The sequence below is a fragment of the Spiroplasma endosymbiont of Notiophilus biguttatus genome (assembly GCF_964030985.1).
Lineage (GTDB): Bacteria > Bacillota_I > Bacilli_A > Mycoplasmatales > VBWQ01 > Spiroplasma_E > Spiroplasma_E ixodetis_A.
The window spans coordinates 1,079,289-1,103,522 of record NZ_OZ034993.1 but is presented as its reverse complement, the minus strand read 5'-3'; the positions used below and the strand labels follow the sequence as shown (position 1 = coordinate 1,103,522).

At 23.8% G+C, this 24,234-nt stretch carries 28 protein-coding genes and 1 pseudogene; 17 read left to right on the top strand and 12 right to left on the bottom strand.

Going from position 1 to position 24,234, the window contains the following annotated elements; translation table 4 throughout:
• Positions 1-62 precede the first annotated feature (62 nt).
• Complete coding sequence (gene gmk, locus AAHM85_RS06670; RefSeq protein WP_342261454.1) at positions 63-641, bottom strand: guanylate kinase; 579 nt, start codon at positions 639-641, stop codon at positions 63-65.
• Positions 642-655: 14 nt separating this feature from the next.
• A complete protein-coding gene (locus tag AAHM85_RS06665) occupies positions 656-1,213 on the bottom strand; it encodes an RsmD family RNA methyltransferase (RefSeq protein WP_342261453.1) in 558 nt (185 codons plus the stop codon).
• Between the two features lie 101 nt (positions 1,214-1,314).
• On the opposite strand from AAHM85_RS06665, the gene def reads away from it, so the two are divergent.
• Both def and AAHM85_RS06655 read left to right on the top strand, forming a co-directional pair.
• Positions 1,315-1,905, top strand: a complete 591-nt coding sequence (gene def / locus AAHM85_RS06660; RefSeq protein ID WP_342261452.1) for a peptide deformylase — start codon at positions 1,315-1,317, stop codon at positions 1,903-1,905.
• A 159-nt stretch (positions 1,906-2,064) separates the two neighbouring features.
• On the top strand, positions 2,065-3,777 hold the full coding sequence (locus tag AAHM85_RS06655) for a ribonuclease J (protein WP_342261451.1): 1,713 nt from the start codon (positions 2,065-2,067) through the stop codon (positions 3,775-3,777).
• An 80-nt stretch (positions 3,778-3,857) separates the two neighbouring features.
• On the opposite strand, the gene AAHM85_RS06650 is transcribed toward AAHM85_RS06655, so the two are convergent.
• The 3 genes from AAHM85_RS06650 to AAHM85_RS06640 all read right to left on the bottom strand — a co-directional run bounded on the left by AAHM85_RS06650 (position 3,858) and on the right by AAHM85_RS06640 (position 7,270).
• Entirely contained in the window at positions 3,858-4,706 is an 849-nt protein-coding gene (locus AAHM85_RS06650; RefSeq protein ID WP_342261450.1) for a hypothetical protein, read from the bottom strand.
• Between the two features lie 148 nt (positions 4,707-4,854).
• Positions 4,855-6,825 carry an ankyrin repeat domain-containing protein gene (locus AAHM85_RS06645; RefSeq protein WP_342261449.1) on the bottom strand — a complete coding sequence of 657 codons (1,971 nt, stop codon included), beginning with the start codon at positions 6,823-6,825 and terminating at the stop codon, positions 4,855-4,857.
• 52 nt (positions 6,826-6,877) lie between these two features.
• A complete protein-coding gene (locus AAHM85_RS06640; RefSeq protein ID WP_342261707.1) occupies positions 6,878-7,270 on the bottom strand; it encodes a GNAT family N-acetyltransferase in 393 nt (130 codons plus the stop codon).
• A gap of 332 nt (positions 7,271-7,602) precedes the next feature.
• Here AAHM85_RS06640 and AAHM85_RS06635 point away from each other — a divergent pair, with 332 nt between their 5' ends.
• Entirely contained in the window at positions 7,603-7,950 is a 348-nt protein-coding gene (locus AAHM85_RS06635; RefSeq protein ID WP_342260488.1) for a transposase family protein, read from the top strand.
• Positions 7,951-7,954: 4 nt separating this feature from the next.
• Entirely contained in the window at positions 7,955-8,449 is a 495-nt protein-coding gene (locus AAHM85_RS06630; protein WP_342260487.1) for a transposase family protein, read from the top strand.
• On the opposite strand, the gene AAHM85_RS06625 is transcribed toward AAHM85_RS06630, so the two are convergent.
• Positions 8,439-8,996 carry a transposase gene (locus AAHM85_RS06625; RefSeq protein ID WP_342261314.1) on the bottom strand — a complete coding sequence of 186 codons (558 nt, stop codon included), beginning with the start codon at positions 8,994-8,996 and terminating at the stop codon, positions 8,439-8,441. The two genes, AAHM85_RS06630 and AAHM85_RS06625, sit on opposite strands and share 11 nt — an antisense overlap.
• Positions 8,997-9,259: 263 nt before the next feature.
• Between AAHM85_RS06625 and AAHM85_RS06620 the strand changes: the two genes are divergently transcribed.
• Positions 9,260-9,505, top strand: coding sequence for a hypothetical protein (locus AAHM85_RS06620; RefSeq protein WP_342261313.1), 246 nt, complete (start codon positions 9,260-9,262; stop codon positions 9,503-9,505).
• Positions 9,506-10,108, top strand: a complete 603-nt coding sequence (locus tag AAHM85_RS06615; protein WP_342261698.1) for an IS1595 family transposase — start codon at positions 9,506-9,508, stop codon at positions 10,106-10,108.
• A gap of 14 nt (positions 10,109-10,122) precedes the next feature.
• Here AAHM85_RS06615 and AAHM85_RS06610 read toward each other — a convergent pair.
• From AAHM85_RS06610 to AAHM85_RS06600, 3 genes and pseudogenes are all read right to left on the bottom strand, one after another.
• Positions 10,123-10,708: pseudogene (locus tag AAHM85_RS06610) on the bottom strand (IS5 family transposase); the annotation flags it as partial.
• 31 nt (positions 10,709-10,739) lie between these two features.
• Entirely contained in the window at positions 10,740-11,273 is a 534-nt protein-coding gene (locus tag AAHM85_RS06605) for an IS1595 family transposase (protein WP_342261448.1), read from the bottom strand.
• Positions 11,246-11,374, bottom strand: coding sequence for a hypothetical protein (locus tag AAHM85_RS06600; RefSeq protein WP_342261447.1), 129 nt, complete (start codon positions 11,372-11,374; stop codon positions 11,246-11,248). The genes AAHM85_RS06605 and AAHM85_RS06600 overlap by 28 nt, the downstream gene beginning before the upstream one ends.
• 388 nt (positions 11,375-11,762) lie before the next feature.
• On the opposite strand from AAHM85_RS06600, the gene AAHM85_RS06595 reads away from it, so the two are divergent.
• Both AAHM85_RS06595 and AAHM85_RS06590 read left to right on the top strand, forming a co-directional pair.
• The gene (locus AAHM85_RS06595) at positions 11,763-12,110 is read left to right on the top strand and encodes a transposase family protein (RefSeq protein ID WP_342260488.1); all 348 of its coding nucleotides are present in this window, start codon (positions 11,763-11,765) and stop codon (positions 12,108-12,110) included.
• A 4-nt stretch (positions 12,111-12,114) separates the two neighbouring features.
• Positions 12,115-12,609 (top strand): transposase family protein, encoded by a 495-nt coding sequence (locus AAHM85_RS06590; RefSeq protein ID WP_342260487.1) that lies wholly within the window; start codon positions 12,115-12,117, stop codon positions 12,607-12,609.
• Here AAHM85_RS06590 and AAHM85_RS06585 read toward each other — a convergent pair.
• Positions 12,583-13,788 carry a hypothetical protein gene (locus AAHM85_RS06585; RefSeq protein ID WP_342261446.1) on the bottom strand — a complete coding sequence of 402 codons (1,206 nt, stop codon included), beginning with the start codon at positions 13,786-13,788 and terminating at the stop codon, positions 12,583-12,585. The two genes, AAHM85_RS06590 and AAHM85_RS06585, sit on opposite strands and share 27 nt — an antisense overlap.
• Positions 13,789-13,983: 195 nt before the next feature.
• On the opposite strand from AAHM85_RS06585, the gene AAHM85_RS06580 reads away from it, so the two are divergent.
• From AAHM85_RS06580 to AAHM85_RS06550, 7 genes are all read left to right on the top strand, one after another.
• Positions 13,984-14,331 carry a transposase family protein gene (locus AAHM85_RS06580; protein WP_342260488.1) on the top strand — a complete coding sequence of 116 codons (348 nt, stop codon included), beginning with the start codon at positions 13,984-13,986 and terminating at the stop codon, positions 14,329-14,331.
• Between the two features lie 4 nt (positions 14,332-14,335).
• Entirely contained in the window at positions 14,336-14,830 is a 495-nt protein-coding gene (locus AAHM85_RS06575; RefSeq protein WP_342260487.1) for a transposase family protein, read from the top strand.
• A gap of 128 nt (positions 14,831-14,958) precedes the next feature.
• Entirely contained in the window at positions 14,959-16,062 is a 1,104-nt protein-coding gene (locus AAHM85_RS06570) for a hypothetical protein (RefSeq protein WP_342261445.1), read from the top strand.
• Positions 16,063-16,172: 110 nt separating this feature from the next.
• Positions 16,173-16,520 (top strand): transposase family protein, encoded by a 348-nt coding sequence (locus tag AAHM85_RS06565; RefSeq protein ID WP_342260488.1) that lies wholly within the window; start codon positions 16,173-16,175, stop codon positions 16,518-16,520.
• Positions 16,521-16,524: 4 nt separating this feature from the next.
• A complete protein-coding gene (locus AAHM85_RS06560; RefSeq protein WP_342260487.1) occupies positions 16,525-17,019 on the top strand; it encodes a transposase family protein in 495 nt (164 codons plus the stop codon).
• Positions 17,000-17,407 carry an IS1595 family transposase gene (locus tag AAHM85_RS06555; protein ID WP_342261706.1) on the top strand — a complete coding sequence of 136 codons (408 nt, stop codon included), beginning with the start codon at positions 17,000-17,002 and terminating at the stop codon, positions 17,405-17,407. Before AAHM85_RS06560 ends, AAHM85_RS06555 begins: the two co-directional genes overlap by 20 nt.
• A 272-nt stretch (positions 17,408-17,679) precedes the next feature.
• Positions 17,680-17,862 (top strand): hypothetical protein, encoded by a 183-nt coding sequence (locus tag AAHM85_RS06550; RefSeq protein ID WP_342260655.1) that lies wholly within the window; start codon positions 17,680-17,682, stop codon positions 17,860-17,862.
• A 91-nt stretch (positions 17,863-17,953) separates the two neighbouring features.
• On the opposite strand, the gene AAHM85_RS06545 is transcribed toward AAHM85_RS06550, so the two are convergent.
• Positions 17,954-18,832 carry an IS1595 family transposase gene (locus tag AAHM85_RS06545; RefSeq protein WP_342260524.1) on the bottom strand — a complete coding sequence of 293 codons (879 nt, stop codon included), beginning with the start codon at positions 18,830-18,832 and terminating at the stop codon, positions 17,954-17,956.
• 310 nt (positions 18,833-19,142) lie between these two features.
• Positions 19,143-20,263 (bottom strand): IS3 family transposase gene (locus AAHM85_RS06540; RefSeq protein ID WP_425289706.1). Its coding sequence is split into 2 segments (ribosomal slippage): positions 19,143-20,020 and positions 20,020-20,263, totalling 1,122 coding nucleotides; the frame shifts between segments, so codons are not numbered across the junction.
• Between the two features lie 559 nt (positions 20,264-20,822).
• On the opposite strand from AAHM85_RS06540, the gene AAHM85_RS06535 reads away from it, so the two are divergent.
• Both AAHM85_RS06535 and tkt read left to right on the top strand, forming a co-directional pair.
• Positions 20,823-22,103: an IS3 family transposase gene (locus tag AAHM85_RS06535; protein ID WP_342261236.1), complete on the top strand. Its 1,281-nt coding sequence runs from the start codon at positions 20,823-20,825 to the stop codon at positions 22,101-22,103.
• A 116-nt stretch (positions 22,104-22,219) separates the two neighbouring features.
• Positions 22,220-24,229, top strand: a complete 2,010-nt coding sequence (gene tkt / locus AAHM85_RS06530; RefSeq protein WP_342261444.1) for a transketolase — start codon at positions 22,220-22,222, stop codon at positions 24,227-24,229.
• Positions 24,230-24,234: the final 5 nt, after the last annotated feature.

Below are 24,234 nucleotides of genomic sequence, written 5' to 3'. Positions count from 1 at the left end.
TTTATACAAATTAACATCATTAAATGTTTTTCATATTTAATTCTAAACTATCAAATTAAAAACTAATTAATATTATTTTTAATAATATCTGTTATTTCTTTAACAGCAATATCTAAGTCATCATTAATAACAATATAATCATATTCATGTTGAACTTTAAATTCTTCTTTTGCTTTATTTAACCTTTTCTCAATAATTTCTTCTGACTCGCTAGCACGCATACGAATTCTTTGTTCTAATTTTTGATAAGAAGGAGGCATAATAAAAATACTCATAATATCATTGCGATGTTCATAATTTTTTAAAACTTGACTAGCACCATCAACCTCAATTTCCAAAATAACATTATAACCTTGATTTTGCAAATTTAAAACATAACTCTTACTAGTACCATAGTAATTACCAATAAAATTTGTATATTCTAAAAAATCATTACCTTTAACATGATTTAAAAAAGTTGATACATCAACAAAAAAATAATTAATGCCATCTTGTTCTTTATTACGTGGTTTTCTTGTTGTCATTGAAACTGAATATGCTAAATTTAACGATTTATCAGCAAATAATTTAGCAATAATTGCACCCTTACCAACACCACTTGGTCCAGAAAGAATAATTAATTTTCCTTTTTTTTGTTCCATTTACATTCTACCTTCTATTTTTCATAAAATTGAATTATTTTAATATATATATTACCGTATTTTTTATTAGATACTACTTTAAAATGGAAATTTAATTGTAAATTTTCAAGTGGTACATTTGTTTCTAAAACAATTAAAGCATTATTAGCAAGTAAATTTTTTTTATAAAAAAAATCAATAATTCACTGTTGACAAGTAATATTTGCAAACGGTGGATCAATAAAAACAATATCACATTGTTGTACTAGTGTTTTACTAAAAATTTGATAATCCAAATTACTTAATTTTACTTGCTCTTGTAAATTACAAGCAAGACAATTTTGATTAATAATATTACAAGCAGCTTTGTTAATATCATTTGCAAAAGCAAATTTTGCCCCTCGTGATAAACTTTCAAGAATTAAATTACCGCTTCCAGCAAATAAATCAACAACAATTTTATCTTCAAAACTACAATAATTTAACATAATATTAAAAATATTTTCTTTAATTCGATTTAACGTTGGTCTTGTTGATAAACCTTCTAAAGTAATTATTTTTTTTCCTTTTAATTTTCCAGCAATAATTTTCATGTTTTCTCCAAAATTTAGTTTATAATAACTTTATCATTAAATTTGATAAAAGCAAGTTAGTTTAATTTATTATTTATTACAAACTGATGAAAGGATCTGCAATGTTAAAAAAATTACAAAACGAAGTACCATCAGCATCTTGAATTACTGAAGATACAAAACCTAGTTTATTAAGACCTTGTGCTGATGTTATTTTACCCTTAACACCTAAAGATGAAAATATTATGAAACGTATGATTGATTGAGTAAAAGCATCACAAGATAAAGAATTTAATGCTAACAACACTTTAACCGAAGCTATTGGTATTGCTGCACCACAAATTGGAGAAAATATAAAAATGTATTATATTTTATTACCAATTCCTAATAAAAATGAAAAAATTATTTACTATGAACATGCATTAATAAATCCAAAAATCATCGGTAAAAGCGAACAAATAGCTTATTTAAAAAAAGGTGAAGGTTGTTTAAGTGTAACTAATCACCCTCATGAAGGTTTAGTTCCACGTAGTTATAAAATCAACGTTACAGGTTATGACTATTTAAAAAAGAAGAAAGTAATTTTAACTGTTAGAGGTTATGAAGCAATTGTTTTTCAACATGAGCAAGACCATTTAGAAGGAAAACTCTTTTATCATCACATTAATAAGGATAATCCTTGACTTAATGATGATAAATGGATTATGATATAAAGTAGAATGATAAACTTAAGTTTTTAAATTGCTTTATTATAGTTAAATATAATATACCAAATAAGTAATAAGTAAAAACATGATTAAATTAATTACTTTTTTTATGTTATGTTTTATGTTATTTCTTTATAATTTTAAAATGAATGAAGGAGAAAAAATATGAGTGATACACCCACAAAAAATACTATGCCAGTTAAAAAGTTCGTCACTAAAATCTTTGCGCTTGGTGGGCTAGAAGAAGTTGGAAAAAATACTTATGTAATTGAACAAGATAATGAAATTATTATTATTGATGCTGGAGTAAAATTTGCTGATGCTTCTATGCCAGGAATTGAAGCAGTAATTCCTGATTATAGTTACCTAAAAGAAAATAAACATAAAATTAAAGGAATATTTATTACTCATGGTCATGAAGATCATATTGGTGGTATACCATACTTATTAAAAGAAATTAGTGATATTCCAGCTATTTACGCTCCTAATTTAGCAGCAGCTTTAATTCGTCATAAAATTAAAGACAAAGGAATAAAATCAAAAATAAAAATAAATATTGTTGATGGTAATAGTAAAATTAAAATTAACAGATTTATTATTAGCTTCTTTGCTGTTAATCATTCAATTCCTGATGCATATGGAATTTGTGTAGAAAATTCAAATGGAACTGTTGTTACAACAGGTGATTATAAATTTGATTGAACACCTTTAGGTCATAAAGCAGATATTGATAAAATGGCACAAATGGGTCAAAAAGGAGTAACATTATTTTTAGCAGATTCAACGAATGCTGAAGTACCCGGTTATACAATGACAGAAATGCTTGTTGTTAAAAGAATTAGTGAAATATTTGCTAAAGCGAAGGGCAGAATTTTAATTTCTACTTTTGCTTCTAATGTACACCGTTTACAACAAATTATTGAAGTTGCAACAAAACATAATAGAAAAGTAGTAGTTGTTGGAAGAAGTTTAGAAAGAATAGTTAATGTTATTCGTCAAATGGGGCATTTAAAAGTTCGTGATAGTTCATTTATTAAAGCAGAAGAAGCTAAAAAATATGATAATAATCAAATTGTTATTATTTGTACGGGTTCCCAAGGTGAACCAATGGCAGCGTTATCAAGAATTGCTAATCGCGAACATCGTCAAATAAAAATTATACCTGGTGATACAGTAATATTCTCTTCATCGGCAATTCCCGGTAACCGTGCTGACGTTGAAAGAGTAGTTAATAAACTAACACGACTTAGTGCGATTGTTGAAGAAAATTCACCATTAAATTGATTACATACTTCTGGTCATGCTTCACAAGAAGAACAAAAACTAATGTTAAATTTAATTAAACCATCATACTTTATGCCAATGCATGGTGATTATCGAATGTTAAAAGTTCATAAAGAAACAGCTGTATCAATCGGAATCCCTGAAGAAAATATATTTATTTGTGCTAACGGTGATCCAATTATTATGGATAATGGTAAATGTTCTTTAAGTGATAAACGCATTGTTGCTGATCCTATTTATGTTGATGGTGGAAAAGATATGTCTGGAGTAACAACTGCTGCAGTAATTCGTGATAGACAAATTCTTTCTAAAGATGGTTTAATTGCAATTGTTGTTTCTATTGATTCACAAAATAATAAATTATTAGCACCACCAACGTTTATTTCTCGCGGTTCTTTCTATGTTCGCGATGCAGCACCTTTAGTATCTGAAGCAATATCATTACTAACAAAAGCTATTAATGAAGTATTAAAAAGTGAAAGACCTACTTTTGCGACAATAAAAAATGCTATCAAATCAACATTAGCACCTTATATATTTAAAAAGAAAAGAAGAAATCCTTTAATTATTCCTGTTATATTAAATAAAAAATAGTTTTTAAAACTATTTTTTATTTTTTTGATATATTTTATTAAAATAATTAGCATCGAGTATGTATTTATATTGTGTTATTATTAAGGATTAACTATTAATTCTTCTGCTACAAAAATCATAAATTCACCGATTTTAAATCTAACTGTAATTTTATCATTGGCTATAAAATTACCTGTTAATTTATCATTTTTTGTTACTAACAATTTTAATGATCCTTTATTTAATAATTTTTGGATTCCAAAGATTATTTTAACATTATCTTTAGAATTATCTAACATTGAAGTCAAATCACTCTTAATTTGAAATTTACTTACTGATTGACCTACTTTAAATTCACTTTGAAAATTACTATTAAAATCTGTTTTTTTAATTGAAAAAATATCATGACCAACTACTCCATTTGGATTTGTTTTTGTAACTACTTTATATTTATCAGTTTTTGTAACACCATTTGTAAACATTATATTATATGAACCTTTTACAATATAAAAATCATTTTTCCCTGTTACTGGATTTAAATCAACATTAATATTTGAAATAATAGTAGTTACATTATTTAATTCTGTTTCATTAAAAATAGCATCTTCTAATTTTGTACCACTATCAATTTTAATATTTAAGACATTTTTTAAAAATTGAAAACTTTCTTCATCTTTAGCTCTTTTATCATTTTTAACCAAATTTATTACCTTAATATTAGTTGTATTGATTTTTCAAGTTACTTGTGATTTATCATTTTCATCAACATTAATAATAGGCATTAATAATCCTTCGCCAGTAGCATTAGTCAATTTTAAATTTTGTGAAACTTTTGCATTTAATAAATTTTCTTCGAAATCTTGATTATCACATGCGATAACTGAACTTGTGCTAACTGTAGTTAAGGCAACTGTTGACATTAATCTTAATACCGCTTTTATAATATTCATATTTTTCTCCTTAATCTTTAAATCTTTTTTACTATACCTATTATATATAATTTTTGTTATATTGCATTAATTATTATTTTATTATCATTTGAGTGTTTACTTAATTAATTGTATAAATTTAATATATATAATTAGATAAAAATTATCTTTATATTTGTAAAGTTTGTTTATTATTAATTGTTAAAAAATTATTATCATCTTCAACTAAATTTATGTTATTTTTAAAATAATCAAAAGCATCAATAGCAACTTCATCAATATCATAATAATAATTTATAATATTTAATCTATTTTTATTAGCATTTTTATCTTTTTTGTTTAAAGGTTTAATAAAACAAGATTCTTTTCTTGATAATAAATCAATATTTTTTTCTAAAAATATTCTATCTTCTTCATTTACTTGATCTTTTAATTTAATTGCTACAGCAGTTTCTTTTTTTAGTAACATACAAGCATGATTTCATGCTGAATTCCCCGAACTATCTTTATAATCAATATCAAATGGTCATTTTTTTACTAAATAAGTTACTAATTTTTGTCAATCATTTAATACTGCTATATGCAATAATGAATAATTTTCCTCTTCAAATTTTAGACTGTTGATAAATTCTTTTTTTAAAAAAAGAATTAGTTGCCCATCAATATTTTTGGTTTTTTTATTAATATAATCTTCATAATTTTGCAATATTTTAATAAATTTTCTTTCTATTTTTTTTGAATAAATTCTTTCTTTATTTTTATTAAAAAAAATGTTCATTTTATTTATCATTTTTTTAACATTTAATAAATTTTCTCTTTTTAAACTACTTACTTGAATGATTATCTTTTTTATCTGTGAATGATTATATTTGGTTGCTAATAATAAAGCAGTATTACCATTTACATCTACATCATCAATATTAGCATTATATGCTAATAAAGTTTTAACTATTTCTAAATGAGCATTCCTCGCAGCTCACATTAAAGGCGTATAACCATTTTCATTTATACAATTAACATTTGCACTATTTATTAATAAAGTTTTAACTATATCCAAATGTCCATTTTTAGCAGCAACAATTAAAGCGGTTTCTTCAATTATATTTTCATGATTAACATTAGCTCCATTTTTGATTAAAATATTAACTATTTCTAAATGACCATTTTGTGCTGCTCATATTAAGGCGCTCAAACCATTCATAGCTACATGATTAACATTATTTCCATTTTTTATTAAAGTATTAACTATTTCTAAATGACCTTTACCTGCAGCAGCAATTAAAGCAGTATAACCACAAATTTTTGTTATAGAATGAACATTTGCACCTTTATTTAATAACAAATTAACTATTTCTAAATGACCATTCCTCGCAGCTCACATTAAAGGCGTATAACCATTTTCATTTATACAATTAACATTAGCTCCCAATTCTAATAAAGTTCTGACTATTTTTAAATGACCATTCCTCGCAGCTCACATTAAAGGCGTATAACCAAACATATTTTTTCTATTAACATTAGGATAATTTGTTAATAAGGCATTAACTATTTCTAAATAATTAGATTTAATTGCTAATATTAAAGCAGTATTACCATTTATAGAGACATGATTAATATTAGTGCCATTTGCTAGTAAATCATTAACTATTTCTAAATGACCTTTACCTGCAGCAGCAATTAAAGCAGTTTCGCCATATCGATTTTCATGATTAACATTAACATTATGTGTTAATAAAGTTTTAACTATTTCCAAATTTCCATTTTCAGCACTTAAAATTAAAGCAGTATTACCAAATTGATCCTCACAACTAACATTAACATTATGTTCTAATAAAAGATTAATTATTTTTGTATAATTTTTTTTAGTAGCTAAGATTAAGGCAGTATTACCATTTACAGATATGTAATTAACATTAGCATTATGTGCTAATAAAACATTAACTATTTCTAGATAACCTTTTTCAGCAGCTCACATTAAAGGCGTATAACCATTTGTATCAATATAATCAATATTAATATCATCTTTTAATATTTTATTAACTACATCTAACTTTTTATTTTTAATAGCATCTATCATTTTTGCTTCTTTGTTATTAGTATTTATATTTATTCCAAATATTTCCCTAACTCACTCAAACATATTCTTTTCCTTTCATTGTTTTTAAAAAACAATGTATTTAAAATATTATTCTTTAAAATTTACTTTCATTATATATTTTTTTCTCCATTTTACAATGTTTAATTCCAGCGTCTAAAAATATTTCAGAACAAACTTTATAACCTAAATTTTTATAAAAATTTAGTGCTTGAATTTGTGCATGAAGAGATATAACTTTAAATTGATTTTTAATTGCAACTTTTTCCATAAATTCCATTAATTTTTTACCAATACCTAATTTACGATATTCTTGCAATATACACACTCTTTCAATCTTTACATTATCTTCAACTTTTCGCATTCTACTAGTAGCTATCGGTTTATTATTATCATCAAAAACTAAAAAGTGAATCGATACATCTTCAAATTCATCAATTTCTTCTTCAAAAGGAACCTTTTGCTCATTAACAAAAACTTTTTTTCTAATAGACTTACTGCATAACTAGTTAACTTTTTATTTTTTTGTTATTATTAAAATAAAATTTGAATAGTTAAGGATAAACTTTATGACATATTTTGAATTAAAAGATAAATCTGATCAATATTTTTGTAAAATAGTGGGTGGCATTGGTTAGATAAGTTTACTTTCTTGTCTTCAAATCTGTACAAATTGATTTGGAGGCATTTTCAATCTAATAACTATTCTATCATTGTTTCAATATCTAACAAATTTTTCTAATAGACTTACTGCATAACTAGTTAACTTTTTATTTTTTTGTTATTATTAAAATAAAATTTGAATAGTTAAGGATAAACTTTATGACATATTTTGAATTAAAAGATAAATCTGATCAATATTTTCGTAAAATAGTGGGTATTAATAAACTCGTTTTTAACGAAATTTTAAATATTTTATTAGAACATCAAAAACTCAAAACTACTATTGGTGGAAGGCCATATAAAATGTCAATAGAAGATCGACTAGTAATGAGTTTAAGATATTTATATGAAAATCGTACATATCATAGTATTGGTGCTGAGTATGGTATGGTTGATACTACTGCTTTACGAAATATTCGTTCAATTGAAGATATTTTAATAAAGAATAATAAGTTTAATAATTTAACAAATAAAAATATTTTTTTAAAAAGAAGAATTAAAAAATAAAATTTTGATAATTGATGTAACAGAGGTAGAAACAGAACGACCAAAATATAACCAAAAAGATTGATTTTCTGGTAAAAAATGAATGCATACTGTTAAGTTTCAAACCGTAATTAATGCAAATACTAATGAAATTTTAAATATTTTTTCTGATATTGGTAAAAATCATGATTTTAAAACTTTTAAGAATTCAAAGTTAAAGTTTTTACCAGAAACTATAATTCTTGCAGATAAAGGTTATCAAGGTTTACAAAAAATTCATGCTAATACATTTTTACCCATTAAAATTAGCAAAAATAATCCTAAAACAAATAAAACCAAAATCTTTAATAAGATTATTAATAAAACTCGTAGAAAAATTGAACATGTTTTTGCATTTTTAAAATGTTTTAAGATTATTGGTTATAAATTTAGAAAAGCCAGAAAACGAATATTTTTAAGATTTAATTTAATTGCAGGATTTTATAATTTATCATTAAAACTTAAAAACGTTATGCAGTAAGTCTATTTTTAATGAGAACTATTTTGTTTATTGCTTGTATCAAATTATCATTAATTTTTGATTGATATTGCTTTTTACCTTTTTTTACTCATAAATAGTATGCTGTTTTGCTAATAGCTATGTAAACAATAATTTTATTTAATTGATGACCTTTTTGCTTATATTTTTCTACTATTAAAAAACACTTATATTTTAATAATTTACTATTTTTTCCCCTTGTTAATTTCTTTTCACAGGCTAATTGCTCCTTTAAAAGTTCTTTTTCAACCTCATCTTTTAAAGCTTGTTTTCTAAGTTTATCAATTTCTTTGTTTAATAGTTTAATTTCAATATCTTTCTTATCGATCCTGTGAGAAGTTTGGGATTTAGAAATTTTGGTGAATGCATTTTCACCTTTAATTTGATATTGGTTAACCCAATTATAAATTAATACTGGAGTTGATAATTTATATTTGACTTGAATTTCATGTATTTTTAGTTTTTTATCAACTAAATACTCATTAACAACGGCTAATTTTGTTTCTTTTGAATAAACTTTATAATTCATAATTTCTCCTTCTGTATTAATTATTTTTAATTATATTACAGATTGAAAATATTAATTGGTAAACTTAAGTGACTTATGCCCTTTTAATAATTCACAATTTTCCTCTTCTTGTCGAATTAAATTATTAATATTTTGATTTATATTGATTTTTCCAAATGAAAAAATTTTAATAAAAAAATTTTTAACTTTATTAATTTTTTGTTTTTTTAACTTTAAAATTTGATTTTTATAATTAATTATCGGACTTCTCCCCACATGTACTTGTGGAGGGAACAATGAAACTGAATGAGTTCAACAATGCTTTTCAAACTGAACAGCAATGTCTTGCATATATAGCAAATTTGAAAGAAAACAAATGTATTAGGTGTTCTAGTTTTAATTTGAATACTTCTGATTTAAAAAGAATAAGATGTTTGAAATGTAATCAAACATTTAGTATTCTCACCGGTACCATATTTTCAAGGTCACAAACATCTTTAAGATCATGATTTTACCTCATCTTTAGATAAATAAACACCAAAGATGGAATTCCGTCAACTGATGTTTCAAAAGAATTGGGAGTGACCTTAAAAACAGCATGGAGAATGGGTCATAAAATTAGAACACGTATTGCAAAACAAGAACCTCAATTTATTGTTGAAGGCACAGTGCAAATTGATGAAATGTATCTTTCACATATGGCTTTTAAAAAACAAGGAAGATCCTTGAAAAATAAAACATTGATTATTGGCATTTATGAAAAAACAACTAATAATTTAATTGTGAAAGTATTGAAAAATGCAAAGAGTAAAAGTCTTTTGAATTTTGCAAGAAGCCACATTTCTTCAAAATGTCATGTATATACTGATGATTGAAAAGGATATTGCGATTTCAAATTGGTTTTCCCAAAACATAAAACAGTTAACCATCAAGATGGTTATGTTTCAAAAACTGGTGTAAATACCAATCAAATTGAATCAGTTTGAAAACATATAAGAAGAACATTTAAAACACATATCAAAGTTGCAAAACATTATGTTTATTTATATGCCAAAGAAGTTGCATATAAATTCAACAAGATACCTAGTTTTGAAATTGTAATGCTGTGTTTAATATTAAAATATATTACATAAATCTTAGAACCTGTTTAGAATCTTTTTAATAAAATTGAAATAAAGGAAAGAACAACCATTTGTAAACTAGTATTTAATTTTCTTTCACAATTTTTTCATAATCTTCTACATTTTTCTAATCAAGCAAAACTTCGCTCTACAACTCATCTTTTTGGTAATACTACAAAAGAATGTAATTCATTACGTTTTACAACTTCAACATTCGCATTTATAATTGTTTTGATTGCAGAAGCAAATTTTTCACCAGTATAACCAGCATCTACTATTATTTTTTGAACTGTAGAAAGATTTTCTTTTTCATTTTGAATCATTATTATAGCACTATTACGATCTTTTTTTCTGCTGTAGTTACGTAAATTGCATGTGGTAAATCTTGAGAATCAACAGCAATATGACGTTTTATTCCTGAAATCTTTTTACCAGCATCATAACCTTTGTTTTTAGTAGTATCTGTATTTTTAACACTTTGTGAATCAATTATACAAAAACTGGTTTTTTCTTTTCGATGATTATTGATACGAACTTTTCTAACTAATTTTTTTAAATTAATTGTCATATGCTAGGTTCTTTACCATTATTTTTACTTCAAATTTGAAAATAATAACGGAATTTTACGCTTATTGGTTAACACTTAATTCTTAATAAATAATTTAATTATGATATTTTTAAATGTGATTTTTTCTTTACGGTTATTATATTTAAAACAAAATTCATTTAAATAAGATTGGAGTCATTTTTTTGAAACTCAATGAAATTGGCCGATAAAACCTCTTTTTAATATTGCTCAAAAACTTTCTATTGTATTTGTATGAATACCATTATAAGAAAAATATTTTTTGTGATTAACTTGTTCATGTGGTAAAATTTTATTCATTTTATAATATCCACGATATTCATCAGTAAAAAGAATAGAATTGTTAATATCAACATTTTCTTTAACTATTTTCATTAAATCTTCAGATTTAATACTTTTATTTTTTGCATGAAATAATTTAACATTACCATTTCGTTCAATAATGCCAACAACACACTCTTTACTAGTTCCTCTACCACGTAATGAGTTATTTTTATTATCAACATCATTATATTTACGCGGTTTTCCACCCACATATGTTTCATCCATCTCTAATATTTTTGCTAATAATTTAATCTCATCATTAGCCATTCCTTTCTAATTTTATGCATCATTTTTCATACAGTTGCTAAACGTAAATTTAAGTCTCTTGAAGCTTGAGATGATGATAAACTTTTTTTAGCATTAGCCATTAATACTATTAAAATAAATCACTTTTGAAGTGGTACACGTGTATGATGAAAAATAGTTTGAGCAGTTACACTAAAAGACTTATGACATTTTTTGCATTTATAACGCGACTCTTTTAAAACAGAGTTAACTTTTTCACTAAAACAAAAAAAGACATTTTGGTTTGTTATTTCATCTTATTTCTTCTAAAAATTTTATACAAGATTCTTGGTTTGGAAATTTATTTATTATGTCTAAAATATTCATTTTCAATCACCTTTAATTAGATTTTATTTTACTAATATCTAATTATAGTTTTCAGAAATAATAATAGACTTACTGCATAACTAGTTAACTTTTTATTTTTTTGTTATTATTAAAATAAAATTTGAATAGTTAAGGATAAACTTTATGACATATTTTGAATTAAAAGATAAATCTGATCAATATTTTCGTAAAATAGTGGGTATTAATAAACTCGTTTTTAACGAAATTTTAAATATTTTATTAGAACATCAAAAACTCAAAACTACTATTGGTGGAAGGCCATATAAAATGTCAATAGAAGATCGACTAGTAATGAGTTTAAGATATTTATATGAAAATCGTACATATCATAGTATTGGTGCTGAGTATGGTATGGTTGATACTACTGCTTTACGAAATATTCGTTCAATTGAAGATATTTTAATAAAGAATAATAAGTTTAATAATTTAACAAATAAAAATATTTTTTTAAAAAGAAGAATTAAAAAATAAAATTTTGATAATTGATGTAACAGAGGTAGAAACAGAACGACCAAAATATAACCAAAAAGATTGATTTTCTGGTAAAAAATGAATGCATACTGTTAAGTTTCAAACCGTAATTAATGCAAATACTAATGAAATTTTAAATATTTTTTCTGATATTGGTAAAAATCATGATTTTAAAACTTTTAAGAATTCAAAGTTAAAGTTTTTACCAGAAACTATAATTCTTGCAGATAAAGGTTATCAAGGTTTACAAAAAATTCATGCTAATACATTTTTACCCATTAAAATTAGCAAAAATAATCCTAAAACAAATAAAACCAAAATCTTTAATAAGATTATTAATAAAACTCGTAGAAAAATTGAACATGTTTTTGCATTTTTAAAATGTTTTAAGATTATTGGTTATAAATTTAGAAAAGCCAGAAAACGAATATTTTTAAGATTTAATTTAATTGCAGGATTTTATAATTTATCATTAAAACTTAAAAACGTTATGCAGTAAGTCTAATATTTTATTAAAACTTTCCATACTTTCAAAAGTGCTACCAAACATCATTTTAAAATCTCTTTTAATTCAACGATTTAAACATTCACTAACTTGATTACCTTTAAAACCTGATAGACTTTTTGAGTGAATTAGATTAGTACTTGTATTAAAAACTTTACTAACAATTTCGCTTGTATTAGCAGAACCTAAATCTGATTGAATAGTCGTAAAATTACATTGTTTAGCACTCGCTAATTCTATTTGATTAACCACATTTAACACAGTTTTGGCATTTTCACTTTTGTTTATTTTTCAGCCAACAATTGAATTACTGTACATATCAGTAGCAAAAACAACTAATAATTTTCTTTTTTTATCACCAATAATTATATTTTTAAATCATGTGCCATCCATACCAACTTTTTCAAGAAAGTTATTACTTGAAAAATTACGTTTTAATAAATCTTTATTATTTTTTAAATCACTATTTTCTACTACTCTATTTGTTGATTTAGGTTCTAATAATAATTTAATATTATTATCTTTTAATATTTGTTTTATGCTTGTTTTACTGCATTTAAGACCTTTATTTTTTATTTTTAACTCTAATCTTACTTTTTCAAAACTAGTGATATTAATGTACTTTTTTTCATTTTTAATGAGAACTATTTTGTTTATTGCTTGTATCAAATTATCATTAATTTTTGATTGATATTGCTTTTTACCTTTTTTTACTCATAAATAGTATGCTGTTTTGCTAATAGCTATGTAAACAATAATTTTATTTAATTGATGACCTTTTTGCTTATATTTTTCTACTATTAAAAAACACTTATATTTTAATAATTTACTATTTTTTCCCCTTGTTAATTTCTTTTCACAGGCTAATTGCTCCTTTAAAAGTTCTTTTTCAACCTCATCTTTTAAAGCTTGTTTTCTAAGTTTATCAATTTCTTTGTTTAATAGTTTAATTTCAATATCTTTCTTATCGATCCTGTGAGAAGTTTGGGATTTAGAAATTTTGGTGAATGCATTTTCACCTTTAATTTGATATTGGTTAACCCAATTATAAATTAATACTGGAGTTGATAATTTATATTTGACTTGAATTTCATGTATTTTTAGTTTTTTATCAACTAAATACTCATTAACAACGGCTAATTTTGTTTCTTTTGAATAAACTTTATAATTCATAATTTCTCCTTCTGTATTAATTATTTTTAATTATATTACAGATTGAAAATATTAATTGGTAAACTTAAGTGACTGATACCATTTGAATTTTCATAGTTTTCTCCTTAAACATAAATAGACTTACTGCATAACTAGTTAACTTTTTATTTTTTTGTTATTATTAAAATAAAATTTGAATAGTTAAGGATAAACTTTATGACATATTTTGAATTAAAAGATAAATCTGATCAATATTTTCGTAAAATAGTGGGTATTAATAAACTCGTTTTTAACGAAATTTTAAATATTTTATTAGAACATCAAAAACTCAAAACTACTATTGGTGGAAGGCCATATAAAATGTCAATAGAAGATCGACTAGTAATGAGTTTAAGATATTTATATGAAAATCGTACATATCATAGTATTGGTGCTGAGTATGGTATGGTTGATACTACTGCTTTACGAAATATTCGTTCAATTGAAGATATTTTAATAAAGAATAATAAGTTTAATAATTTAACAAATAAAAATATTTTTTTAAAAAGAAGAATTAAAAAATAAAATTTTGATAATTGATGTAACAGAGGTAGAAACAGAACGACCAAAATATAACCAAAAAGATTGATTTTCTGGTAAAAAATGAATGCATACTGTTAAGTTTCAAACCGTAATTAATGCAAATACTAATGAAATTTTAAATATTTTTTCTGATATTGGTAAAAATCATGATTTTAAAACTTTTAAGAATTCAAAGTTAAAGTTTTTACCAGAAACTATAATTCTTGCAGATAAAGGTTATCAAGGTTTACAAAAAATTCATGCTAATACATTTTTACCCATTAAAATTAGCAAAAATAATCCTAAAACAAATAAAACCAAAATCTTTAATAAGATTATTAATAAAACTCGTAGAAAAATTGAACATGTTTTTGCATTTTTAAAATGTTTTAAGATTATTGGTTATAAATTTAGAAAAGCCAGAAAACGAATATTTTTAAGATTTAATTTAATTGCAGGATTTTATAATTTATCATTAAAACTTAAAAACGTTATGCAGTAAGTCTAATAATATTTTAAATTAATTATATAATTAATTTTTAAATTTAATCTAACAATTAGTGAATTTTTAATTATTGTTATAATTTAAGTAAGCGATTTTAAAAAATATTTTTTGGGGAGGAATAAATTTTGGAAATACAAAAAATTCAATTTAAAAAATTACGACCGCATAATTTTTTGGGAGGGCAATATTTTGTTTTATTATTTTTTTGAATAATATTTATTACATTACTAATTACTGCATTAGTCTTATTTTTAAATGAAAGAACAAGAATTGATAAAGAAAATAATGTTAAAGAACTACTAGAACAAATTGCTAATGCAAAACAAGAAAGTGACAAAACTCCTTTCTATAAAAAATTAATGGATATTTATTATCCATTAATTGATTTTTCATTAATGTCATTTATTTTTACTAAACATGATGATGCACCAATAAGTGACTGAGGAAGTGCATGAACACAACGTTTAAATAGCATTAATACTGCTTATTCATATATCTTTATTACAATTTTAATCGCTTTAATCGCTTTACTTTTTTATATTATTATCATTATTAAACTTTATTGTCGTCGAGCATTTCAAAGAAAATATGGTTTAACAACTCAATTCGCAAATGATTATCCAATTTATGATATTAAAATGTATCTAGGTTTTACAGTTAATTTAGCTATTGTTTTTAGTTTTTTCAATTTTCTAACAAGTATCATTGTATTAATTTATGGTGTTATCTTGGTATTAACTTCTTATTTCTTTTGATATATTTTAAAAATTAAAACAGAAATATTAATTATACATAAATGATGAAAAACACCAAACTTTGCTTTATTTTTATCTGTTATTTTATTCCAAAATGGTTATACTTTATTAAAATCAATATTTGCTCAAAAATTTAATGTTAACTTGGACTTAATTTTATCAATTATTTTACCAATTGGAACAATTACCATCTTCATTACCTTATTAATCAAAAATATGCTTAATTCACAAGTTACAGCAGTAAAAAATGCTATTAAAACAATTGGTGCTAAAATTAGTGCTTTTCAAATTTTCTATTACACACAAAAAGAAAAATCTTTAGAAGACTACATGTTTGTTAGCCAATTACCAACACTTGTTCGTATACCATTACAAAATAATAGCATTAATACCAAACAAGCAGTAATGCTAATGGCAACTATTGATGAAACAATAATATTTTTAAAAAACACTTTCATAAACCAAAAGAATTAAACTATATGCTTTTTCACTTATTTAATAGAATAGACTTACTGCATAACTAGTTAACTTTTTATTTTTTTGTTATTATTAAAATAAAATTTGAATAGTTAAGGATAAACTTTATGACATATTTTGAATTAAAAGATAAATCTGATCAATATTTTCGTAAAATAGTGGGTATTAATAAACTCGTTTTTAACGAAATTTTAAATATTTTATTAGAACATCAAAAACTCAAAACTACTATTGGTGGAAGGCCATATAAAATGTCAATAGAAGATCGACTAGTAATGAGTTTAAGATATTTATATGAAAATCGTACATATCATAGTATTGGTGCTGAGTATGGTATGGTTGATACTACTGCTTTACGAAATATTCGTTCAATTGAAGATATTTTAATAAAGAATAATAAGTTTAATAATTTAACAAATAAAAATATTTTTTTAAAAAGAAGAATTAAAAAATAAAATTTTGATAATTGATGTAACAGAGGTAGAAACAGAACGACCAAAATATAACCAAAAAGATTGATTTTCTGGTAAAAAATGAATGCATACTGTTAAGTTTCAAACCGTAATTAATGCAAATACTAATGAAATTTTAAATATTTTTTCTGATATTGGTAAAAATCATGATTTTAAAACTTTTAAGAATTCAAAGTTAAAGTTTTTACCAGAAACTATAATTCTTGCAGATAAAGGTTATCAAGGTTTACAAAAAATTCATGCTAATACATTTTTACCCATTAAAATTAGCAAAAATAATCCTAAAACAAATAAAACCAAAATCTTTAATAAGATTATTAATAAAACTCGTAGAAAAATTGAACATGTTTTTGCATTTTTAAAATGTTTTAAGATTATTGGTTATAAATTTAGAAAAGCCAGAAAACGAATATTTTTAAGATTTAATTTAATTGCAGGATTTTATAATTTATCATTAAAACTTAAAAACGTTATGCAGTAAGTCTATTGAACGAAATGGTAATGTTAAATTATTTCATGCAAAAAATAAAAGTATTAAATCTGAAGATTTAATGAAAATAGTTAAAGAAAATGTTGATATTAACAATTCTATTCTTTTTACTGATGAATATCGTGGATATTATAAAATGAATAAAATTTTACCACATGAACAAGTTAATCACAAAAAATATTTTTCTTATAATGGTATTCATACAAATACAATAGAAAGTTTTTGAGCAATATTAAAAAGAGGTTTTATCGGCCAATTTCATTGAGTTTCAAAAAAATGACTCCAATCTTATTTAAATGAATTTTGTTTTAAATATAATAACGGTAAAGAAAAAATCACATTTAAAAATATCATAATTAAATTATTTATTAAGAATTAAGTGTTAACCAATAAGCGTAAAATTCCGCAAAATTTTATAAACGATGTATTTTATTAAACAAAAACGATGAAATTATAGTAACTGGTCAAATCTTTAATACTTTAAATATTCCTAAAATCGTGCATTTTGTTCAATCAATGTTAAATGATTTAAAAAATGAAAGGAATAAAAAATTAATTATATTAAAAAACAACAAAAATTCTATAATGGTACAGAAATAGATTTAATACTTGATATTTTATTACAAAAAATAATTAATGGTGAATTTAATAATGAATAAATTAACTAGAATTGAAATTTGTGTAAATAATAACAAATTAACTCATAAAGATTATCAATGATATACAAAAGAATATTCTAATTGAATACAAGAAGATAGAAAAATTAAATATGAAATTCAAGATAATGGAAAAACATTAAAGGTATGAATAGATGAAAAAATGAAAAAAATCTAATAAAAGAATCTGATTAAGTAAAAATTGATGTATGAAATGTTTAGAAATAATAGTTAATAATTTACGGAATTTTACGCTTATTGGTTAACACTTAATTCTTAATAAATAATTTAATTATGATATTTTTAAATGTGATTTTTTCTTTACGGTTATTATATTTAAAACAAAATTCATTTAAATAAGATTGGAGTCATTTTTTTGAAACTCAATGAAATTGGCCGATAAAACCTCTTTTTAATATTGCTCAAAAACTTTCTATTGTATTTGTATGAATACCATTATAAGAAAAATATTTTTTGTGATTAACTTGTTCATGTGGTAAAATTTTATTCATTTTATAATATCCACGATATTCATCAGTAAAAAGAATAGAATTGTTAATATCAACATTTTCTTTAACTATTTTCATTAAATCTTCAGATTTAATACTTTTATTTTTTGCATGAAATAATTTAACATTACCATTTCGTTCAATAATGCCAACAACACACTCTTTACTAGTTCCTCTACCACGTAATGAGTTATTTTTATTATCAACATCATTATATTTACGCGGTTTTCCACCCACATATGTTTCATCCATCTCTAATATTTTTGCTAATAATTTAATCTCATCATTAGCCATTGCCTTTCTAATTTTATGCATCATTTTTCATACAGTTGCTAAACGTAAATTTAAGTCTCTTGAAGCTTGAGATGATGATAAACTTTTTTTAGCATTAGCCATTAATACTATTAAAATAAATCACTTTTGAAGTGGTACACGTGTATGATGAAAAATAGTTTGAGCAGTTACACTAAAAGACTTATGACATTTTTTGCATTTATAACGCGACTCTTTTAAAACAGAGTTAACTTTTTCACTAAAACAAAAAAGACATTTTGGTTTGTTATTTCATCTTATTTCTTCTAAAAATTTTATACAAGATTCTTGGTTTGGAAATTTATTTATTATGTCTAAAATATTCATTTTCAATCACCTTTAATTAGATTTTATTTTACTAATATCTAATTAAAGTTTTCAGAAATAATAATGTATATATGGATCGGCTACAATTTATTGGACACTAATTATGTAGACAAATAACAATATTTGTTAAAAGAAAGGAAATATAATTATGGCCAATATTACTTCATATACAGATGAATTTAAAAAACAAAAATTATTGCAGGAATAGTTAGTTCTGCGGTTTTATTTAGTGATGCAACTGCTGGTATTTTATATAATTCTGAAATGGAAGAAAAGATTGAAGAAGATGAAATGGCAACCCTTTTTAGGACTATTTTTTGGTAGACATTTTTTCTTGATATTTAATGGGAGTTAAGTAGTTTAAAGTGCTGTGGATTCTTATATTGTTATATCAATTGATATAATCAAATAATTCTAATTTTAACTGTATTAATGATGTAAATTTTTTGTCATTAATAAATTCAGTCTTGAAAGTTTTAAAAGTTGCTTCAGCAACAGCATTGTCATAAGGACAACCTTTTTTACTTAAAGAGCGGGTAATATTGAATGCTAATAAAAGTTTGTTAATAATTTTATTATTAAATTCGTTACCTCGATCGCTATGAAATATTTGCATATCTTTTAAACAGCGATTTGATTGCATAAATGCTTGATATACCAATGATGCATCTTTTTTAGTACCTACACTATGTCCAACAATTTCGCGGTTAAATAGGTCTATTAATAAGCAAATATAGTTTCATTTACCATTAACTTCAACATAACTAAGATCACTGACAATCACCTCATTTTTAATTCTATTATTAAAGTTTCTATTAACAATATTAGTGATTTGTTCATTATTTACTTTATTACGATGATTTTTAAATGATAATTTAGTGTATTTTGACATTAAATTATGTTTATCCATAATTTTTTTAATTTTTCTTCTTGATAAATAAATTTCTTGTTTTTCTAGTATGACTTTTAATCTTCTTGTTCCATAAACACATTTGTTTTCTTTAAAAGCACTAATAACAGCTTGATCATAAATATTATTTTTGATTTTATCTTCTTTTTTCTTTAAATTAAAATAATATGTTGATTTAGAAATTTTTAAAAAACGACACATTGGGCGAATCTTATATTTTCATTTATTATTTGCAATAATCTCTACTTTCTGCCTATTATTAGTGCTGCTTGCTTTAAAATATCATTTTCCATTCGTAATTGTTTTAATTCTTTATTCATTTGAATTAATTGTTTTTCTAAATCAGAAAGATTATCTTTAGTTTTAAAACTTCCCGAATTAGTAAATTGCTTAATTCATTTATATGCAACTGCTCTTGTAACATTGTACTCTTTAACAAGACAAGATACTGATTTGCCACTTTGATATAAAGCTACTATTTGTTTTTTAAATTCATCTGTATATGAAGTAATATTGGCCATAATTATATTTCCTTTCTTTTAACAAATATTGTTATTTGTCTACATAATTAGTGTCCAATAAATTGTAGCCGATCCAAAGAAATTGAAATTGAAAAGAAAAAACTTAGAAATAATTTTTCCTAAAGGAAAAAGAAATTTAGGTAAAATTTATATTGGACAAAACATAACTACTATAAATGATGATGAAAAAGTAAAAAAAGATACGCTTTTCTCATCATTTATGTGATAAAATTAAAAAATAGTACATAAAGGGAGAAAAGCGTATCTACGGACTTCTCACCACATTTTTAAATTAAACACAGCATTACAATTTCAAAACTAGGTATCTTGTTGAATTTATATGCAGCTTCTTTGGCATAAATAAACATGATGTTTTGCAACTTTGATATGTGTTTTAAATGTTCTTCTAAGAACCTGTTTAGAATCTTTTTAATAAAATTGAAATAAAGGAAAGAACAACCATTTGTAAACTAGTATTTGGCATCAGTCACTTAAGTTTACCAATTAATATTTTCAATCTGTAATATAATTAAAAATAATTAATACAGAAGGAGAAATTATGAATTATAAAGTTTATTCAAAAGAAACAAAATTAGCCGTTGTTAATGAGTATTTAGTTGATAAAAAACTAAAAATACATGAAATTCAAGTCAAATATAAATTATCAACTCCAGTATTAATTTATAATTGGGTTAACCAATATCAAATTAAAGGTGAAAATGCATTCACCAAAATTTCTAAATCCCAAACTTCTCACAGGATCGATAAGAAAGATATTGAAATTAAACTATTAAACAAAGAAATTGATAAACTTAGAAAACAAGCTTTAAAAGATGAGGTTGAAAAAGAACTTTTAAAGGAGCAATTAGCCTGTGAAAAGAAATTAACAAGGGGAAAAAATAGTAAATTATTAAAATATAAGTGTTTTTTAATAGTAGAAAAATATAAGCAAAAAGGTCATCAATTAAATAAAATTATTGTTTACATAGCTATTAGCAAAACAGCATACTATTTATGAGTAAAAAAAGGTAAAAAGCAATATCAATCAAAAATTAATGATAATTTGATACAAGCAATAAACAAAATAGTTCTCATTAAAAATGAAAAAAAGTACATTAATATCACTAGTTTTGAAAAAGTAAGATTAGAGTTAAAAATAAAAAATAAAGGTCTTAAATGCAGTAAAACAAGCATAAAACAAATATTAAAAGATAATAATATTAAATTATTATTAGAACCTAAATCAACAAATAGAGTAGTAGAAAATAGTGATTTAAAAAATAATAAAGATTTATTAAAACGTAATTTTTCAAGTAATAACTTTCTTGAAAAAGTTGGTATGGATGGCACATGATTTAAAAATATAATTATTGGTGATAAAAAAACAAAATTATTAGTTGTTTTTGCTACTGATATGTACAGTAATTCAATTGTTGGCTGAAAAATAAACAAAAGTGAAAATGCCAAAACTGTGTTAAATGTGGTTAATCAAATAGAATTAGCGAGTGCTAAACAATGTAATTTTACGACTATTCAATCAGATTTAGGTTCTGCTAATACAAGCGAAATTGTTAGTAAAGTTTTTAATACAAGTACTAATCTAATTCATTCAAAAAGTCTATCAGGTTTTAAAGGTAATCAAGTTAGTGAATGTTTAAATCGTTGAATTAAAAGAGATTTTAAAATGATGTTTGGTAGCACTTTTGAAAGTATGGAAAGTTTTAATAAAATATTAGAAAAATTTGTTAGATATTGAAACAATGATAGAATAGTTATTAGATTGAAAATGCCTCCAAATCAATTTGTACAGATTTGAAGACAAGAAAGTAAACTTATCTAACCAATGCCTTATTATTTTTATACTTTTTTTAATTATTTTTAAAAAATTATCTATTTTATTAAGAATATTGTTAATATTATATTAAATAATAACTATTAAAAATTTAAGGAGAAATTATGGAAAATAAAATTAATTTAGATAAATTAACTATTAATTCAATTCGTATGTTAGGAGTACAAGCAGTTAATGCTGCTAAAAGCGGCCACCCTGGCATTGTTTTAGATGCTTCACCAATGACTTTTTCTTTATTCAAAAATCATTTATCTTTTAATCCAAAAAATCCAAAATGATTTAATCGTGATCGATTTGTTTTATCAGCAGGTCATGGTAGTGCTTTATTATATTCAATATTACATCATGCTGGTTATAAATATACAATTAATGATATAAAACAATTCCGTCAATTAAATAGTAATACACCAGGTCATCCTGAATATAATTTAGACTATGGAGTAGAGACAGCTACTGGACCATTAGGTCAGGGTATTGCTAATGCTGTTGGAATGGCGCTTACTGAGAGTTTTCTTAGTGCTAAATATAATCAAAAAGATCTTAATATTATTGATCATTATACATATGCAATTTGTGGTGATGGTGATTTACAAGAAGGTATTGCGCAGGAAGCACTTAGTTTTGCTGGACATTTTAAATTAAATAAACTAATTATTTTATATGATTCAAATGATATTCAATTAGATTCATCTGTTAAATTAGTATATTCAGAAAATTTAAAAATGCGTCTTCAAGCATTAGAGTGAAATTATTTAAAAGTTGAAGATGGTGAAGATGATAAACTTATTTCTGAAGCTATTAAAAAAGCGAAAGTTACTGATAAACCAACTTTAATTGAAATTAAAACTATAATTGGTTATGGAGCTAGTAAACAAGGAACACCAAGCGTTCATGGTTCTCCTTTAATGGAAGATATTAAAACAGTTGCTAAAAATTTAAACTGAGAATATCCTGAATTTACTGTTCCAAAAGAAGTAAGTACTTACTTCACACAAACAGCACTTAATCATGGTTCTAAAATAGAATTAGCTTGAAATCAAAAAGTTGAAAAATATGCAAAATTATATCCAAAATTGTATGATGAAATTAAATCATCATTGAAAAATGAAATTTTTAATGATGATTATCAATTAAATAAAATTGATTGAAGTTCAATTATTGGAGTAAATCCACAAGCAACAAGAGTAGACTCTGGTAATATTTTAAAACTTTTATCAGCTCATTGTCCAACATTAATTGGTGGTAGTGCTGATTTAGCTGGCTCAACTAAAGCATTAGTAACAGACAAAGATTTTCTACCTCTTGATCATTCAGGAAGACATATTCATTATGGAGTAAGAGAATTTGCAATGGGTGCTATTGTTAACGGTATGACGTTACATCAAGGCACAATTCCTTTTGGTTCTACTTTTCTTGTGTTTAGTGATTATCTAAAGCCTGCATTACGATTAGCAGCTTTAATGTCAATTCCATCTTTGTTTATTTTTAGTCATGATAGTATCGCAGTTGGCGAAGATGGCCCTACTCACGAACCAGTTGAACAACTAACAATGTTAAGAACTATTCCTAATTTTAATGTAATTCGCCCTGCTGATACAAAAGAAACAATTGGTGCATATTTAATGGCATTATCTAGTAAAACTAACCCTAGTGCTATTATTATTACTAGACAAAATTTACCACAACTTGTAAATAGTAATATTGAGGCAGTTCAAAAAGGTGCTTATATTATTAGTAAAGAGAATAGTAGTAAAGCTGCTTTAGATTTTATTATTATTGCTAGCGGTAGTGAAGTTTCATTAGCTATTGCTAGTCAAGAACAACTATGAAACGATCAAAAACTTAATGTTCGTGTAGTTTCAATGCCTTCTACTTTTATTTTTGATAAACAAGATAAAACATATCAAAATAAAATTTTACCTAATGATATTATAAAAGTTGCTATTGAAATGGGTTCTAAAGATAGTTGGTATAAATATGTTGCAGGTAATGGCTTTGTTATTGGCGTAAGTACTTTTGGTATTTCTGCTCCTGATAAGATGGTACTAGAAAAATATGGCTTTACATCAAATCAAGTGTGTGATAAAATTAATAAGTTTTTAAACAGTAAGTAAGGAGA